Below are 15,595 nucleotides of genomic sequence, written 5' to 3'. Positions count from 1 at the left end.
TAATGTAAAGAGCCTGCCATGACTACAGCGAACGCTTATCCTGTAACCCAAACCATTCGTACCATCGGTATTTTAGGCGGTGGTCAGCTTGGTATGATGCTCGCCGAAGCCGCCATGCCGCTCGGTTATCAGTGCGTATTTTTAGAAGACAATGCCGACTGTCCGGCCAGCCTATACGGAAAAGTTTTTCATAGCGAGCAATTAGAAGCATTTATTGCCGCAGCTGACGTCTTTACCTTAGAGTTTGAAAATACGCCTACTGATACCGTTGAGCAATTGGCCAGCCTGTCAAAATCTGGCAGCAAGCAAGGCATGTTTCCGCCACCGATTGCCCTTGATATCGCCCAAGATCGCTTAAAAGAAAAAGGCATGTTCAATGAGCTTGATATCGCCACCGTACCATTTATGGTGGTTAATTCTGAAGCAGAATTAAAGCAAGCTTGCGACGAGCTAGGATTGCCTATCGTCCTAAAGACCAGCCGCGGTGGTTATGATGGCAAAGGTCAGTTTGTCATCAAAGAAGAAAGTGATATTACCGTTGCTTGGCATGAGCTTAAGGATGCGGTTAGTGGTAAAGGCGCACTAACGCCAACGCCTGCTCCCCTCATTGCAGAAGGCTTTATTAACTTTAGCCGTGAAGTATCTATCATTGCTGCACGCGCCCAAAACGGTCAAGTACGCTGCTATGATTTGGTCGAAAACCATCATCATAACGGCATATTGGCCAAAACGCGCGCGCCTGCCGTTGGTACCAGCCATTTGTTCCAACAAGCAACCGATGCGATTACCACGGTGATGAATCATTTAGGTTATGTCGGTGTGATGGCGCTTGAGCTGTTTGTGAGCAAAGATACTCGTGGTAACGACTATCTGCTGGCCAACGAGATTGCCCCACGCGTCCATAACTCTGGACATTGGAGTATCGAAGGCGCGATTACCAGTCAGTTTGAGAACCATATTCGCGCGGTGGTCAATCTGCCCTTAGGCGATACTGACAACGTCCACCCAGCGATTATGTTGAATGTTTTGGGTCAATATCCTGATATCAGCGCGGTGCTCAATATCGATGGTGCCCATTATCATAGCTACCATAAGGCTGAGCGCGAGGATCGTAAAATTGCGCATATTACCTTGATGCCAAATGACGTTGCTGACTTAGATATTGCCCTCGCTAAGCTGGTTGCTGTGTTGCCTAATAAAGTTGGTCTTGATAAAAAGTTAGCGCCTACGGTTACCGAGAACCAAGCAAAAACACCAGAGCAAACAGCCAGCACGGAAACTGACCAAGCTGTAGAAGATGCTGCTATCAATGTTAAAGAGAGCCAACCAGAGGGTTTAGGAGATATAGACCAGCTATCAAACGACCAGCTTTCAAATACAGATAAGGCTCAGAAATAATGCAGATTTGGGTAGATGCTGATTCGGTGCCTCTGATTGCCAAAGATTTGATTATCAAAACGGCTGAACGTACCCAAACCATGGCGATATTTGTCGCCAATCAGCCAATCAAACTGCGCAAATCACCGCTGCTCGTGATGACAGTGGTGCCATCAGGGTTTGATAAAGCCGATGATTATATCGTTGAGCAAATACAGCCAGGCGATTTAGCCATCACTAGCGACATTCCCTTGGCCAATGATATTTTAGATAAAGGCGGTATGGTTTTAACCACCCGCGGTATGGTGTATGATAAAAATAACATCAAGCAAAAGCTTAATATGCGCGATTTTATGGATACCATGCGCGGCACGGGCGTGCTCGAGCTGCAAGAAATGAGTGGCCAGAAACCTTATGGCGACCGCGATAAAAAAGCCTTTGCCGATGGTCTTAATCGCTTAGTACGTTAATTGGTGCGTTAATTTTCTTATGCATTATTTGGCAACTACCCTTTCTAACCTTTGTTCTAACTTTCTTATTCTTATGAATAGCAGCTTTTATAAATAACAGGCTTGCAAACCGTATACACTCCATAACTAAACACTATGCAAACGGCACGCTTCATAACGAAGTGTGCTCATCATTCTTGTTACGCTATATGCAGCTTTCAAAACAATCGGTTTTTAAACAAATGGTTTTTAAACGATAAATTTTAAAATAACGATAACGTATATAAAACGTATATAAAAATAGGAATGAATATGAAAATTTTAGTGATTGGCGCCAGTGGTCGAGTGGGTACAGATTTGGTTAAGCAGTTATTAGCAGATAACCATCAAGTGATTGGCACCACCCGTCAGGAAGAAAAACTCTTTAATGACGACAATTACAGCCAATTAGATTTGGATATCACCGCAGAAAAAGATGCTATTCAACAGCAAATCGAGCAAGATATCGATGCCGTTTATTTTGTCGCCGGTTCAGGTGGTAAAGATGTCTTAGAAGTTGATTTACATGGCGCGGTTAAAACCATGCAGGCAACAGAAGATAAAGGTATCAAACGCTATATCATGCTTAGTACAGTATTTTCATTAGATACCAGCAAATGGAATCAGCCTGGTATTGCCGATTTAAAAGAATACTATATCTGTAAGCATTACGCCGATCAGTGGTTGGTTAATAATAGCAGCCTTGATTACACTATCGTGCAAGCAGGTGCGTTAAAAGAGCGTGCAGCAACGGGTAAAATCACTATTAATGATGACAATGCGGGTGAAAACTCAATTGCAGATGTGGCTACGACGTTGGCAGCTGTACTCAATGCTGATAATACCAATAAGAAAGTCTTTAGCATGCATAATGGTGAAACTGCAATTGATGCAGCGCTTGCTAAACTGTAAGAAACAATATGCAGCTTTGCAGCATTATAAAAAACAGTACAAGAATAGAAAAGCACGTAAGCCTTCCGGTTTACGCGCTTTTCTATTATGGTTTTTTTTAATCATTGGCGGCTATGTCAAAATCTACTAGCAAGCAATTAAGCCAAGCCACTGGGAAAAGGAATCACGTCCTCTAATCTGCTAGCGCCTGTAATAACCATCAGCAATCTATCAATACCGACTGCGATACCGCTGCAAGGTATTAAATCATCAGACGCTGCTAATAAATGCTCATCAATTGGCATTTGTGGCAAGTTATGACGCTGACGCAATTGATTGTCGCGCTCAAAGCGCGCTCTTAACGCCTGCCCATCTGCCAGCTCATCGTAAGCATTGGCAATCTCAATACCATTAATATAAAGCTCAAAGCGCTTAGCAACTGTATTACCGTCTTTATCCTTAGCCGTTTTTGCCAATGCCGCAGTTGCAGGGGGATATTCTATAATCAGCGTCGGCAAATCATGACCCAAATTTGGCTCGACGGCATGACTAAATAGTAAATCTAACCAGCTTTGACGAATATCTTCTTCACTATTGGTAGCGCCATTTTCTGCACTATTAAAATCAAACCCTGTTAAACCCTTATCTTCGGCCACTGCTTGTAGCGCCGCAATACTGGCCGTTAACGGATGGATACCAACGAAATCCATAAAGGCATCGACGTAACGGTAATGACTCAGCACAATCGGATAACCATAAAGCGCTTCTAATAGCTCGCCCAATTCAGCAGCCATATCATCTAAGCTGTAGTTCGGCTGATACCACTCGAGCATGGTGAATTCAATATTATGACGGACGCCTATCTCATTATCACGAAATACCGGACAAATCTGATAAATGGGCATCTGCCAGCTGGCAAGTAGCCGCTTCATGGCGAACTCAGGCGACGTATGCAGATAATAGGTACAAGGCTTATCTTGATAAGTGACCTGCGCCGCTACTGATTGCAAAAAGGTATCGGTATTGCCTGCTTGCGATAACAAGGGCGTCTGCACTTCGAGCACGTGACGCGTGGCAAAAAACTGCCGAATAGCACTCATGAATTGCGCACGCTTTTGTGCCATTGATACGGTCATGGTCGGCGCATAGCTAGATTTAGAAAAGGAATTACTTGCTTGAGTCATTATTATTTACTGCAATTTAAGGATAGAAAATAGATTTTAAAATGATGTTTTAAGTTTTAAGGCTGCCTGACTTTTAAAACCAGCTAACTTTTAAAAACACCTGAATTTTACGCCTGCCATTCACGGCGTAAATGATAATCTCGGCGCAATTGATCAAAGTCGGCACCCTTTACTTGACCATCAGCTAACTTACTTCGTAATGCAGCATCATCTTGCATGATATTATAAAACTTAATCAGTCTCTCCGGATGCGCCTTGAGCTCAGACCATAAAAACATATTGAGCGGCAATAGCGTGTGCATAGATTGTGCTGGTGTGACCGCCAATTTTTCACAGAGCGCATCATAAATAATTTGCGTACCTCGTAGCTTACCTTCGACCGTGTAGCCTGCGATATGCGCTGTGGCAATCGCAAGTTTAGACAATAAACTCTCAGCAATTTCTGGCTCATGCTCAAAAACATCGAGCACCACTTGGCGACCCGTACGTTCAATATCAGCTACTAAGTCATGCGCATTAATAACCGGTCCGCGCGCGCTATTGATTAACAAAGTATCTGCTGGCATCACATCTAAGGCATTTTTATCGATTAAATGCCGGGTTGGATAGTCGCTGCCATTAGGATTAGCATTATCTTTTTTATCGGTTAACGGCACATGCAAGCTGATAACATCACTTTGGCTAATTACCTGCCCAAAGCTGGCATTATTAATATTCGATGCAGGCAGCAGCGGATCGTAACCCAATACCTGCCAACCTAAATCATGAGCATATTGCGCAAGGGTGCTGCCAATATTGCCCAGTCCGATAATACCTAAGGTTACGGGCGGCATCGATGGCTGCCAATACTGCGGGCGTAAGGTTAAGACAGCGGTTAATACATACTGCGCAACCGAATGCTTACTACAGCCAGCGGCGTTGGCAAATGTTATATTACGCGCTGCCAAATAATCTTGATCGACATGATCGGTACCGATGGTCGCCGAACCAACAAACTTCACACTGTTATTATCTGCCAATAGCGACGCGCCTACTGGCGTCACCGAACGTATCAATAGTACATCAGGTTGACACTCGGCTAGCAACTGGGCATTGATATCACGTCCAGCGACGGCAAAAATCTTCACCATACGCTTCGTCTCTTGCCCAAGCGTTGATGCATTAAAAAACTCATTAAGGCTAGCGATATTGCTATCAGAAACAATGGTCAGAGGACGCATATTATCGTTATTCGTAGTGCTGGCATTAGGCATCTTTAAATATCCCTATTTATAAAGGTTTCTTATCAACCATCGCATCATTAGGACAGTGTGTTTTTTATTATCAAACTCTATGCGCTTCTCTTTTTAACCTTATGTTTGGTCAGTAGAAACGGTATTTTCGTCTTTATTTTGCTCAGTAGCTTTTTGCTCAGTCATTTTAGGTTGCAGTGGACCGTCAACCAACATCCCTTCTTGCTGGGCAAATAATTCATTCTTATGCTGCGATATCCATTCACGCCATACGGCAAGGCCGATTGCCAATACCACAGGGCCAATAAACAAGCCAACAAAACCAAACGCAGTTAAACCGCCCAATACCCCGATAAAAATAATGATAAAAGGAATTTTGGTCGCGCCGCTAATGACGATAGGACGGATAAGGTTATCAACCCAACTGATAACCAGTATACCCCAAAGCGCTAAGCCAATCCCTTCTACGGTATGTCCTTGGCTCAATAACCAAATCGATACCGCGCCCCAAACAAATGGCGTACCAAAGGGAATTAAGGCAATGATAAAAGTCACAATGGTGAGTAAGATAGGACTTGGGGCGCCAGCGAAATAGTAACCAATACCCGCGAGTAATGCCTGCGCCAATGCGGTCAAGCCGATACCATAGACGACCGCGCGCGTGGTCGTACCGACCGAATCAATATAACCATCGATACGATTGCCAATGATATTACGCAGCGCTTGACGGATTTGACGTACCAAACTGGTGCCATCGCGATAAAAGAAAAACAACGTCATCAACGCCATACCAAGTTTGGCCAAACCACTGAAGACGACATCGAAAGCAACTTTGCCATAATAAAGATGCGACTGAACCCAAAGACGAAAAGCCTCTAGCGTCCCCTCAGGGTTTTTATTGATTCTCCATAGCACATCTTTAACTTGCTGACCGATGATGGGCAAATCCTTGACAGAATCAGGCACATCCAAATAGCCCACTTTGATGCGATAGACTAAATTACTAATAAGGCTTAACGCTTCTTGCTGCAAAATAAAGATACCAACGACGAGCGGCACACCAATCATAAGCGTGATGCTCACCGTCATAATAGCGGCGCTAAAGTTTGAGCTGAATCGAACTCTTTGGTGAAAAAAATTATAAATAGGAAAAGTCACGTAGGCTAAAATCGCTGCCCATAGCGCTGGTACAATAAAGAACTGTACGACCTGGAAACATAATACGAACAGCACCACCAATAAGGTAATGGCCAATAAGCGCTGAATAAGAAATTCTTTTGTCCAGTTTTCAATCATAGCGTATAAACCAAGAGCAGGCAGCAAAAAGCCAATCCGGCTTTGCTGTAACGTTTATAAATAGGTGGATAAAAATTACAGAGCATGTGCGTTACAGACCATGTCCATTATTGGTATCCCTTAGCGAGTATGTTAAGTGGTCAGTGTTAGGTAATAATGAATATTGGGTAATAAGTTTCATCATAACTGCGGTGTAGAAAAATTGCTGACAATACAGCGCGCAATACAGCTACCGTACCATACAGCACCTTTATAAACATCATATTTGACTGTCAAAACAGCATTAATTTATAAAAATATTTTTGGCTGATTAAAATAGCGTCAATTTGATATTTACCTGCGCTTAAATGAGGTAACCCGCCGACAGTAACGGTTTATTATGCAATAAAATAAACCCAATAAATAAGACTATGTTGTAATCTTTACTTACATTTATCCGTACGCATTATCAGTGAATATCGGTGCTTGCACGCAAAAATTCCCAAGCAGATTTATCCTTGTAGAATAACGGCTATCTATCGCCTTTTTAGTGACTTCTGCTGTGATATCTTGCCAGCTAAATCACTGCTCAGTTCTATTAGTACGGACAATTGATGTTATACTAAAGGGATTAATCTGAACGCTCGAATGCTGTTAAGTTAGTATGACCTTATAGGTTTTTAGCATTATCAGCCTTGGCGTTTTGAAAATTACTTCTTGCAATCCTCATCTGCCACCCTACTCTAGACTGTCTTAATCACTGGTATTTAGAGCGGCGCTGCATATTTTGGTATTGTCGATAAGCATTATATTGATGCCTATCCAAGCTTGGCGCTCATTATTTCGACTCACTATTTAAGCGTCGTGTTTTGAGTGCCTGATTAAACACTTATATTTTGCGTTACTTTTATAAATTACTTTGATTTGGTTTTATTTGAAACCAAGACGGATTCAACACATTTACACAACCTATTGATAGGAACAATAACAATGTCAAAAGACACTGCAAAAGATACTGACAACCCCAATTCTACTGCCTCAAATGACGCCAATACGGCATCTAAACCGCAAGACAGCGTGACTTTTGCGCTAGCCCAATCGCATTTTTTGGTTGGTGATATCACTGCTAACGCTGAAAAAATGCGCACGCTTGCACTACAAGCCCGTGAGCAAGGCGCTGATGTTATTATCTTCCCAGAGTTAGCATTATTGGGCTACCCACCACAAGATTTATTGCTACGTCCTAGTCTTTCAGGTCGTATCAAAAGCGCGCTGTCGTCTTTAAGTGATATCGATGATATCGTGATGATTGTGGGCTATCCGCATGTCGACCATCATGGCACCTTTAACTCGGCTGCGATTTTGCATAATGGTCATCAAAAAGGCTTTTATCATAAACAAATCTTGCCAAATTATGGCGTATTTGATGAGCGCCGTTATTTTGATAAAGGTCGCAACCAAGTCTTGTTTGACTATAAAGGCATTACCATCGGTCTGCTTATCTGTGAAGATTTATGGGAAAAAGGTCCAATTGCCGAGCTTAAAAAACAAGGCGCTGACCTGATTGTGAGCCTAAACGCCTCACCGTTTGAGATTGAAAAACAAGACAACCGTAAAACTATGCTGGCCAAACGTAGTCGCGAAAACAATTTGCCTATCGTTTATCTAAACGCGGTTGGTGGTCAAGATGACTTGGTCTTTGACGGCGGCTCTATGGCCATCCAAGCCGATGGCAGCGTAGCTCACGAAGCCTCACGCTTTATGAATCAGCTTATGCTAGCGACATTTAATGTGAAGACGGCAAAATTTGATACGCAAGCAAAAGCGCCTTTATCATTGAGCCGTGAGTCAGAGATGTACCAAGCGCTGGTCGTTGGTCTACGTGATTATGTCAATCTTTCAGGCTTTACTGGCATCATCGTTGGCTTATCAGGCGGTATCGATTCAGCCTTGACCTTGTGTATTGCCGTCGACGCTCTGGGCGCTGATAAAGTCTATGCGGTGATGATGCCGTACGAATACACTTCACAAATCAGCTTAGAAGATGCGCAAGCACAAGCACGTCGCTTAAATGTTTCTTATACCGTTTGCCCAATTTTTGATGCGGTTGAAGGTATCCGCCATACCTTAGCGCCACTATTTAATAAGTCTCCTGCTGATACTACCGAAGAGAATATCCAAGCGCGCGCACGCGGTGTGGTGTTAATGGCATTGTCTAATAAATTTGGTCATTTGGTCATCACTACGGGTAATAAATCAGAGTTAGCGGTTGGTTATTCAACGTTATACGGTGACATGGCTGGCGGCTTTGATGTGCTCAAAGACGTTTATAAATCACAAGTTTATAAACTTGCAAGCTACCGTAACCGCTTAGAAGATACGCCGGTTATCCCTGAGCGTGTGATTACGCGCCCGCCATCGGCTGAGCTGCGTCCTGATCAAAAAGACCAAGACAGCCTGCCTGACTATGATGTTTTAGATGGTATCTTAATGTCGTATATCGATGAAGATATGGGCTATCAAGATATTGTCGATAAAGGCTTTGATGCTGATTTGGTCGCCAAGGTTATTAAAATGGTTGATAACAGCGAGTATAAACGCTCGCAAGCACCGATTGGCACTAAGATTAGCCATAAAGCCTTTGGTCGCGAGCGTCGTTTCCCACTGGTGAATAAATGGTCAATAAAAGGCTAAGCTTTAACTACTGATTTATCATTACAAGCTTTTAGATATGCTGTTATTTTTTAGATTAACCTCTATTTAAATTACAAACTAAAAGGTTGGATAGATTTAAGTTTTTATATAACTTTATTCAAGTGTTTTATAATTAGCTGGGTGCTTACCCAGCTTTTTTAGTTTTTATTGATAAATAATTTTCATTATCTGCTACTTGCCCCAAGTTTTTATACATAATCTCTTACTTCACCCTATTCCAACTACTGTTTTTAATTTAACTACCCTACCTATTTTTATCCGAGTCCGTCATGAGTTTGATCACCGCTACTATCTTCCTTCTTTTATTACTTACCTTGAGTGCCTTTGTCTCTGCCGCCGAGATTGCCATCGCTGCTGGTCGCAAGATTAAGCTCCAAATCATGGCAAAAGAAGGCGAAGTCCGCGCCCTTGATGTCCTGCATATGCAAGAAAATCCTGGTGGATTTATTACTGTGGTGCAAGTTGTGCTGAACGCCGTCGCCATTTCAGCCGGTGCGGTTGGTGAGTCCGCCATTAGCCCTTATTTGCAGCTGCTCATCAAGCATGAAGCGGCGGCATCTATCATCTCATTTGTCCTTATTACCAGTTTATTTTCCCTACTTGCTGATTTGATGCCTAGGCGCTTGGCGATGTCTAATGCAGAAATCTTTGCTGTGCGACTGGTACGCCCTATGATGGCACTGACTTTTATCTTTAAGCCGGTTATTTGGGTCTTTGATGGCGCCGCAAACCTTATCTTTGAGCTTTTTGATATATCAACCATTCGCCAAGACGACATTACTCCAGAAGATATCTATGCGGTAATGGACGCTGGCGCTGAAGCTGGTGTGCTCAAAAAACAAGAGCATCATTTGATCGAAAACATCTTTGAGATGCAAGAGCGTACCGTGACCTCAGTGATGAATCCGCGTGAGCATATCGTCTATTTTGATAGCAAGACCAGTACAGAGGAAGTGGTCGAGGTGATGATTGCGCAGCCGCATAATAAGTTTTTGGTCTGTGAGGAAGATGATTTAGAACAAATCATCGGTTATGTAGAGTCGCGCAGTTTTTTAGCCTTGGTACTTAACCAGCAAGAGGTTAGCCTAACTGACAAAGCGCTATTAAAACCGGCATTATTTGTACCCGATACCTTGTCTTTGTTTGAAGTCTTAGAGATGTTTAAATCGACTGGTGCTGACTTTGCGGTTATCGTCAATGAATATGGCTTGGTGGTTGGCGTCATTACCTTACGCGATGTGATGAGTATTGTGATGGGTGAGCTGGTGACCGTTGAAGAGCAACCTATCGTGCAGCGTACGGATAATTCTTGGCTTATTGATGGTATGACGCCGATTGAAGACGTCATTCGGGCGCTAGATATTGTCAATTTACCGCGCAGTCAGAACTATGAAACCATCAGCGGCTTTATGATGTATATGCTGCGCAAAATTCCTAAAAAAACCGATACCATCGAATATGCCAATTATCGTTTTGAGATTATCGCTACCGACAATCTTAAAATTACCCAGCTACTCGTCACCAAACTTGAAGAAGCGGTTAAGTAACAAGCGCGGCTCATATTTAGTATTCTATAATTTGATTTAGCATGAGCTTAATGGTTTAACCGTTAATTAATGACAAGCTCAAAATCAGACACGCGCCCCAAATATTGCCGTGCCGACGCGCACCATGGTCGAGCCATTGGCAATAGCTTCACCCATGTCACCACTCATGCCCATGCTCAGCGTATCCCACTGCGGTAACTCTGGATGCTCACGCTTGATATCTTCAAATAGCTGCTTAGTTCGAGCAAAGGCATCGGTGTTGGCTTTTGCCGGAATAATCATCAAACCACGCAGTTGCAAGCGCTCGTAATGTTTAATGGCAGATATCAATGCGGGCAATTCGGCTGGCAAACATCCTGACTTGCTGTCTTCATTATCGATATTGACTTGTATCAGAACATTAAGCGGCGGCAGCTCGGCTGGGCGTTGCTCATTAAGACGCTTAGCAATAATCTCGCGCTCCAGCGTTTGCACCCAATCAAAATGCTCGGCAATATCACGCGTCTTATTACGCTGAATACTACCAATATAATGCCAAATGATAGGTTCACATTCTGGCTGTTCTCGCAAAACTTTTATTTTTTCAAGCGCTTCTTGCAGATAATTTTCACCAAAATCACGCTGCCCTTGCCGCGCTAATGTCGCAACCATCTCAGCAGGCTTGGTTTTAGATACCGCCAGTAAAGTGACTTCATTATTCTGCCTTGGCGCTTGGGCACAGGCCTGCGCCACCTGCTTATTAACCTGCTGCCAACTTTCAATTAGATTTATATTCTCGATGTTATCTTCCTCAGTTTGCGTATCAAATGCAGTCACAACAGTAGGAATATTATTTTTATGGGTTTGCTTAGAGATATCGTTCATAAAAGGCTCACAGGGATAAAGGATACTATTGTCTTAGATCATTATTTTTATAGGTCATTTTAACTTTTGATAAATACTCTTTTTATAGAGAAATAATAAATCAATATTCATAAAACCAAGAATTACTGAACTATTTTTGCATTTTATTTATATAGTAGATGGTTAAATAGCCATAGTCTTGTTATGATATTGTTACATGGTCTAACATTTACTACTAAAGACAGTAGTAATGGTAACAAATACAGCGAAGATCAACATATTTTTAAGATGATTGGCTTAGATGGCGTTATAGAATAAGTATCCGTTATACATTCTATACGCTTTTTGGCTCACCCTTATTTATTGATAGGAATATCCGATTATGGCTGAAAAGAATAATTTAAGCATCGAAGACTTGCTGCGCTTTACGGTCAAGCATAAAGCCTCAGATTTACATATTTCAGCCGGTATGCCAGCGATGATTCGTGTCGATGGTGAGATGACCCGTATCAATATGCCAGAGATGAGCCATCAGGTCGTGCATCAGCTGATTTATGACATCATGAATGATAAGCAGCGCGCCGACTTTGAGGAGTTTTTTGAGACCGATTTCTCTTTTGAGATTCCAAATTTAGCGCGCTTTCGGGTTAACGCTTTTAACCAAAATCGCGGCGCAGGCGCGGTCTTTCGTACCATTCCCTCTAAAGTCCTTACCATGGAAGACTTGGGTATGGGCGAGGTTTTCAAACGTGTGTCTGACTTTAAACGCGGCGTAGTATTGGTTACAGGTCCGACGGGTTCAGGGAAGTCTACCACGCTGGCGGCCATGATTGACTATATCAATGAAACGCGTAAAGAGCATATTTTAACCATTGAAGACCCGATTGAATTTGTCCACGAGTCTAAAAAGAGCTTGATTAACCAACGTGAAGTCCACCGCGATACCTTAGGTTTCGAGCCTGCGTTGCGCTCTGCCCTACGTGAAGATCCAGACGTTATCCTTGTTGGTGAGCTACGTGACCTTGAGACTATTCGCTTAGCCTTGACAGCCGCAGAAACGGGACACTTGGTCTTTGGTACTTTGCACACCAGCTCAGCGGCAAAAACCATTGACCGTGTGATTGACGTCTTCCCTGCTGCTGAAAAAGACATGATTCGAGCGATGCTTTCAGAATCGTTGCAAGCGGTCATCTCACAGACTCTTTTGCGTCGTCAAACCGGCGGACGAATTGCCGCGCATGAGATTATGCTAGGCACGCCTGCTATTCGTAACTTGATACGTGAAAATAAAATCGCCCAAATGTACTCCTCTATTCAGACGGGTGCTGGTGATGGCATGATTACCCTTGACCAAACACTTAAGAACCTTGTCTCAAAAGGTACTATTAGCAAAGATGTTGCACGGCCTTATGCTAAGCAGCCTGAGGCGTTTATTTAGTACTGTTTTTCAAAGTATTAAACCTTTATAGCACTAAGTTTTAATAACATTACAAATTGACAATCATAGATTTTTAATCGGCTTTATTCATTTTTAATGGTCGTTATTGGCAGTCTTTAAAAGTTTATTGAAGCACCTTTTAATCTATATATTCCAAGTGTAGGTACGTTATGGACATTGATAAACTTTTACAGTTAATGATCAATAAAAACGGCTCTGACCTTTTTATTACCGCTGACGTTGCGCCATCCATGAAAATTAATGGCAAAATTCTGCCCGTGGGTAAAACGCCGTTAACGGCTGAGCAAACCATGAGATTGGTTAAAGGCGTGATGACGCCAAGCCAACAAAAAGAATTCGACGAAACCAATGAGTGTCAGTTTGCGATTACAGACCAAGCTCAGCAAGCGCGTTTTCGGGTTAGTGCCTTTATACAGCGCGACATGGCGGGAATGATTTTACGGAAAATTGAGAATAAAATCCCAACAGTCGAAGAGCTGCGCCTGCCACCAGCGTTAAAAGAGCTGGCGATGAAAAAGCGCGGTATTATCTTGTTGGTTGGTGCAACAGGGACGGGTAAATCGACCACCCTTGCGGCAATGATTGGGCACCGTAACCAGAACTCACATGGCCATATTATTACCATCGAAGATCCTATCGAGTTTGTCCATAAGCATCGCGGTTGTATCATTACTCAGCGTGAAGTCGGTATCGATACCCACTCTTTTGAAGCGGGCCTGAAAAACACCTTACGCCAAGCGCCTGATGTAATTTTGATTGGCGAGATTCGTAACCGTGAGGTCATGAGCTACGCGATTCAATATGCTGAGACCGGGCATTTGGTCTTTGCTACCTTACACGCCAATAACGCCAACCAAGCCATTGACCGTATTATTCACTTCTTTGAAACCAGTCGCCATAATCAGTTGTTTATGGATTTATCGCTGAACTTACAAGCCATTATCGCCCAGCAACTGATTCCAACGCCTGATGGCAAAGGACGCCGCGCTGCTATTGAGATTTTATTAAACTCACAGCTAATTAGTGACTATATCCGTAAAGGCGAGGTTCATGAAATCAAAGATGTGATGACGCGCTCACGCGAGAGTGGTATGCAGACCTTTGACCAAGCGCTGTTTGACTTATATGAACAGGGCGAAATCACCTATAAAGAAGCCATTCTGCACGCCGACTCTCCTAATGATTTGCGCTTAAAAATCAAATTGAGCAATAAAAATGGCACCGCCAATTTAGATGAAGGCGCTGATAGTTTATCGCTAGATATTACTTAGTTTTATATTACTTAGCTTGATCCTACTTATTAACTTATTCAGTATTTTCCATAAAAAAGCCCTCATCGAATGTGAGGGCTTTTTTATGGCTTTAAAATTAGCAGTATCAGCTATTCTTTTGAAACGCTTATTTTGCGTTGTCTTTACAAGCCTGATTGTCACAAATACCGTAGAGCACTAAAGAATGACCCGATAGCTTAAAGCCATGCTCTGCCGCCACTTTGGTCTGCTCTTCTTCGATGATTTCATTATGGAATTCGATAATCTTACCGCAGACATCACAAACCAGATGGTCGTGATGCTCTTCTTGGGTAATCTCAAATACCGATAGATTGTTTTCAAAGTTATGACGCTCAACGATACCCGCTTGCTCAAACTGCGTCAGCACGCGATAAACGGTGGCGAGACCCACATCCTCACCTTGCTCAATCAGTGCCTTGTACACCTCTTCTGCACTCATATGATGCAGCTCTGCGCTTTCAAGCAGCTCTAAAATTTTGATACGCGGTAACGTTACTTTCAAACCCGCTTTACGTAAGTCTTGATTGGTAAAAGAAGCCATAATATCCCTTCTGACTATGAAAGTCTTAGCAAATAAATTCAAAAAAACACGAGTTAAAAATCATTAATCATGAGTAATAATAGCGGATAAAAAAATATCAGCCATAAAAACCTAGCCACTCTTAGGCGAATTTCTAGAGCAATTTTTTATAAAAATTTGACGCCAAGTCTATGAATTTAAAATATAAATAATAAATACCGCCAGATAGCGTTTGGTAAATAATGTCGTAAGTGGTAGGCAATTGCAAGTAAATGACGTATCATTTGTCCAAGATTGCCTGCAAGACCAGCCTTATCGGTTCTTAGCTGCGCCTAACCCATTCTTTATGAGTCATCTTACCATGATAAAGACATTTAATTTTCGTTCGTTAAGCTCTGCAAGCGCAGTACGCAAGATTGCCATTACCAGTATGCTTAGTGCCGCTGTCGCTATGTCTGGCTGCTCATTACTAAGTGTGTATAAGATTGATTTGCCACAAGGTACCGCCATTACCCAAACCCAAGCACAAAAACTACAAGTGGGTATGAATCAAAATCAGGTACTTTATATTCTTGGCAGTCCGGCAATTAAAGATACATTAGAGCCTAAGCGCTGGGATTATATCTACGATTATAAAGCAGGGACAGAAGGTCGCCGCAAAGGTATCGCCGATGTTAAAAATGCCAGCCAGCACTTAATTGTCTATTTTGATGATAATGGTATAGTAACTCGTATCGAAGGTATCGACACCTTACCGGCATCGTAAATCTGC

General features: G+C 42.6%; 13 protein-coding genes. 8 read left to right on the top strand and 5 right to left on the bottom strand.

Going from position 1 to position 15,595, the window contains the following annotated elements; translation table 11 throughout:
• The first annotated feature begins 18 nt into the window (after nucleotides 1-18).
• From B3Q63_RS01960 to B3Q63_RS01950, 3 genes are all read left to right on the top strand, one after another.
• Nucleotides 19-1,398 carry a 5-(carboxyamino)imidazole ribonucleotide synthase gene (locus B3Q63_RS01960; RefSeq protein ID WP_296173122.1) on the top strand — a complete coding sequence of 460 codons (1,380 nt, stop codon included), beginning with the start codon at nucleotides 19-21 and terminating at the stop codon, nucleotides 1,396-1,398.
• The gene (locus B3Q63_RS01955) at nucleotides 1,398-1,847 is read left to right on the top strand and encodes a YaiI/YqxD family protein (RefSeq protein WP_021814375.1); all 450 of its coding nucleotides are present in this window, start codon (nucleotides 1,398-1,400) and stop codon (nucleotides 1,845-1,847) included. The genes B3Q63_RS01960 and B3Q63_RS01955 overlap by 1 nt, the downstream gene beginning before the upstream one ends.
• A gap of 291 nt (nucleotides 1,848-2,138) precedes the next feature.
• Nucleotides 2,139-2,777, top strand: coding sequence for an NAD(P)H-binding protein (locus B3Q63_RS01950; RefSeq protein ID WP_296173116.1), 639 nt, complete (start codon nucleotides 2,139-2,141; stop codon nucleotides 2,775-2,777).
• Nucleotides 2,778-2,914: 137 nt separating this feature from the next.
• Here the strand turns inward: B3Q63_RS01950 and epmA are convergent, their stop codons facing one another.
• From epmA to B3Q63_RS01935, 3 genes are all read right to left on the bottom strand, one after another.
• Nucleotides 2,915-3,940, bottom strand: a complete 1,026-nt coding sequence (epmA, locus tag B3Q63_RS01945; protein WP_296173114.1) for an EF-P lysine aminoacylase EpmA — start codon at nucleotides 3,938-3,940, stop codon at nucleotides 2,915-2,917.
• A 107-nt stretch (nucleotides 3,941-4,047) separates the two neighbouring features.
• On the bottom strand, nucleotides 4,048-5,160 hold the full coding sequence (locus B3Q63_RS01940; protein WP_296173342.1) for a 4-phosphoerythronate dehydrogenase: 1,113 nt from the start codon (nucleotides 5,158-5,160) through the stop codon (nucleotides 4,048-4,050).
• 132 nt (nucleotides 5,161-5,292) lie between these two features.
• Nucleotides 5,293-6,468, bottom strand: coding sequence for an AI-2E family transporter (locus B3Q63_RS01935; protein WP_296173113.1), 1,176 nt, complete (start codon nucleotides 6,466-6,468; stop codon nucleotides 5,293-5,295).
• A 969-nt stretch (nucleotides 6,469-7,437) separates the two neighbouring features.
• Here B3Q63_RS01935 and B3Q63_RS01930 point away from each other — a divergent pair.
• The gene (locus B3Q63_RS01930; protein ID WP_296173111.1) at nucleotides 7,438-9,141 is read left to right on the top strand and encodes an NAD+ synthase; all 1,704 of its coding nucleotides are present in this window, start codon (nucleotides 7,438-7,440) and stop codon (nucleotides 9,139-9,141) included.
• 290 nt (nucleotides 9,142-9,431) lie between these two features.
• A complete protein-coding gene (locus B3Q63_RS01925) occupies nucleotides 9,432-10,709 on the top strand; it encodes a hemolysin family protein (protein ID WP_201619100.1) in 1,278 nt (425 codons plus the stop codon).
• 84 nt (nucleotides 10,710-10,793) lie between these two features.
• Here the strand turns inward: B3Q63_RS01925 and B3Q63_RS01920 are convergent, their stop codons facing one another.
• Nucleotides 10,794-11,573, bottom strand: a complete 780-nt coding sequence (locus B3Q63_RS01920; RefSeq protein WP_296173103.1) for a YggS family pyridoxal phosphate-dependent enzyme — start codon at nucleotides 11,571-11,573, stop codon at nucleotides 10,794-10,796.
• A 361-nt stretch (nucleotides 11,574-11,934) separates the two neighbouring features.
• Between B3Q63_RS01920 and B3Q63_RS01915 the strand changes: the two genes are divergently transcribed.
• Nucleotides 11,935-12,990 carry a type IV pilus twitching motility protein PilT gene (locus tag B3Q63_RS01915; protein WP_149490560.1) on the top strand — a complete coding sequence of 352 codons (1,056 nt, stop codon included), beginning with the start codon at nucleotides 11,935-11,937 and terminating at the stop codon, nucleotides 12,988-12,990.
• 170 nt (nucleotides 12,991-13,160) lie between these two features.
• A complete protein-coding gene (locus tag B3Q63_RS01910; protein ID WP_201619098.1) occupies nucleotides 13,161-14,282 on the top strand; it encodes a PilT/PilU family type 4a pilus ATPase in 1,122 nt (373 codons plus the stop codon).
• Between the two features lie 127 nt (nucleotides 14,283-14,409).
• On the opposite strand, the gene fur is transcribed toward B3Q63_RS01910, so the two are convergent.
• Nucleotides 14,410-14,844, bottom strand: coding sequence for a ferric iron uptake transcriptional regulator (gene fur / locus B3Q63_RS01905; protein ID WP_201562358.1), 435 nt, complete (start codon nucleotides 14,842-14,844; stop codon nucleotides 14,410-14,412).
• Between the two features lie 325 nt (nucleotides 14,845-15,169).
• Here fur and B3Q63_RS01900 point away from each other — a divergent pair, with 325 nt between their 5' ends.
• Nucleotides 15,170-15,589 (top strand): outer membrane protein assembly factor BamE, encoded by a 420-nt coding sequence (locus B3Q63_RS01900; RefSeq protein WP_296173094.1) that lies wholly within the window; start codon nucleotides 15,170-15,172, stop codon nucleotides 15,587-15,589.
• Nucleotides 15,590-15,595 lie beyond the last annotated feature (6 nt).

The sequence above is a fragment of the Psychrobacter sp. UBA2769 genome (genome assembly GCF_002352555.1).
Lineage (GTDB): Bacteria > Pseudomonadota > Gammaproteobacteria > Pseudomonadales > Moraxellaceae > Psychrobacter > Psychrobacter maritimus.
This window is presented reverse-complemented; position numbering and strand designations above follow the sequence as displayed.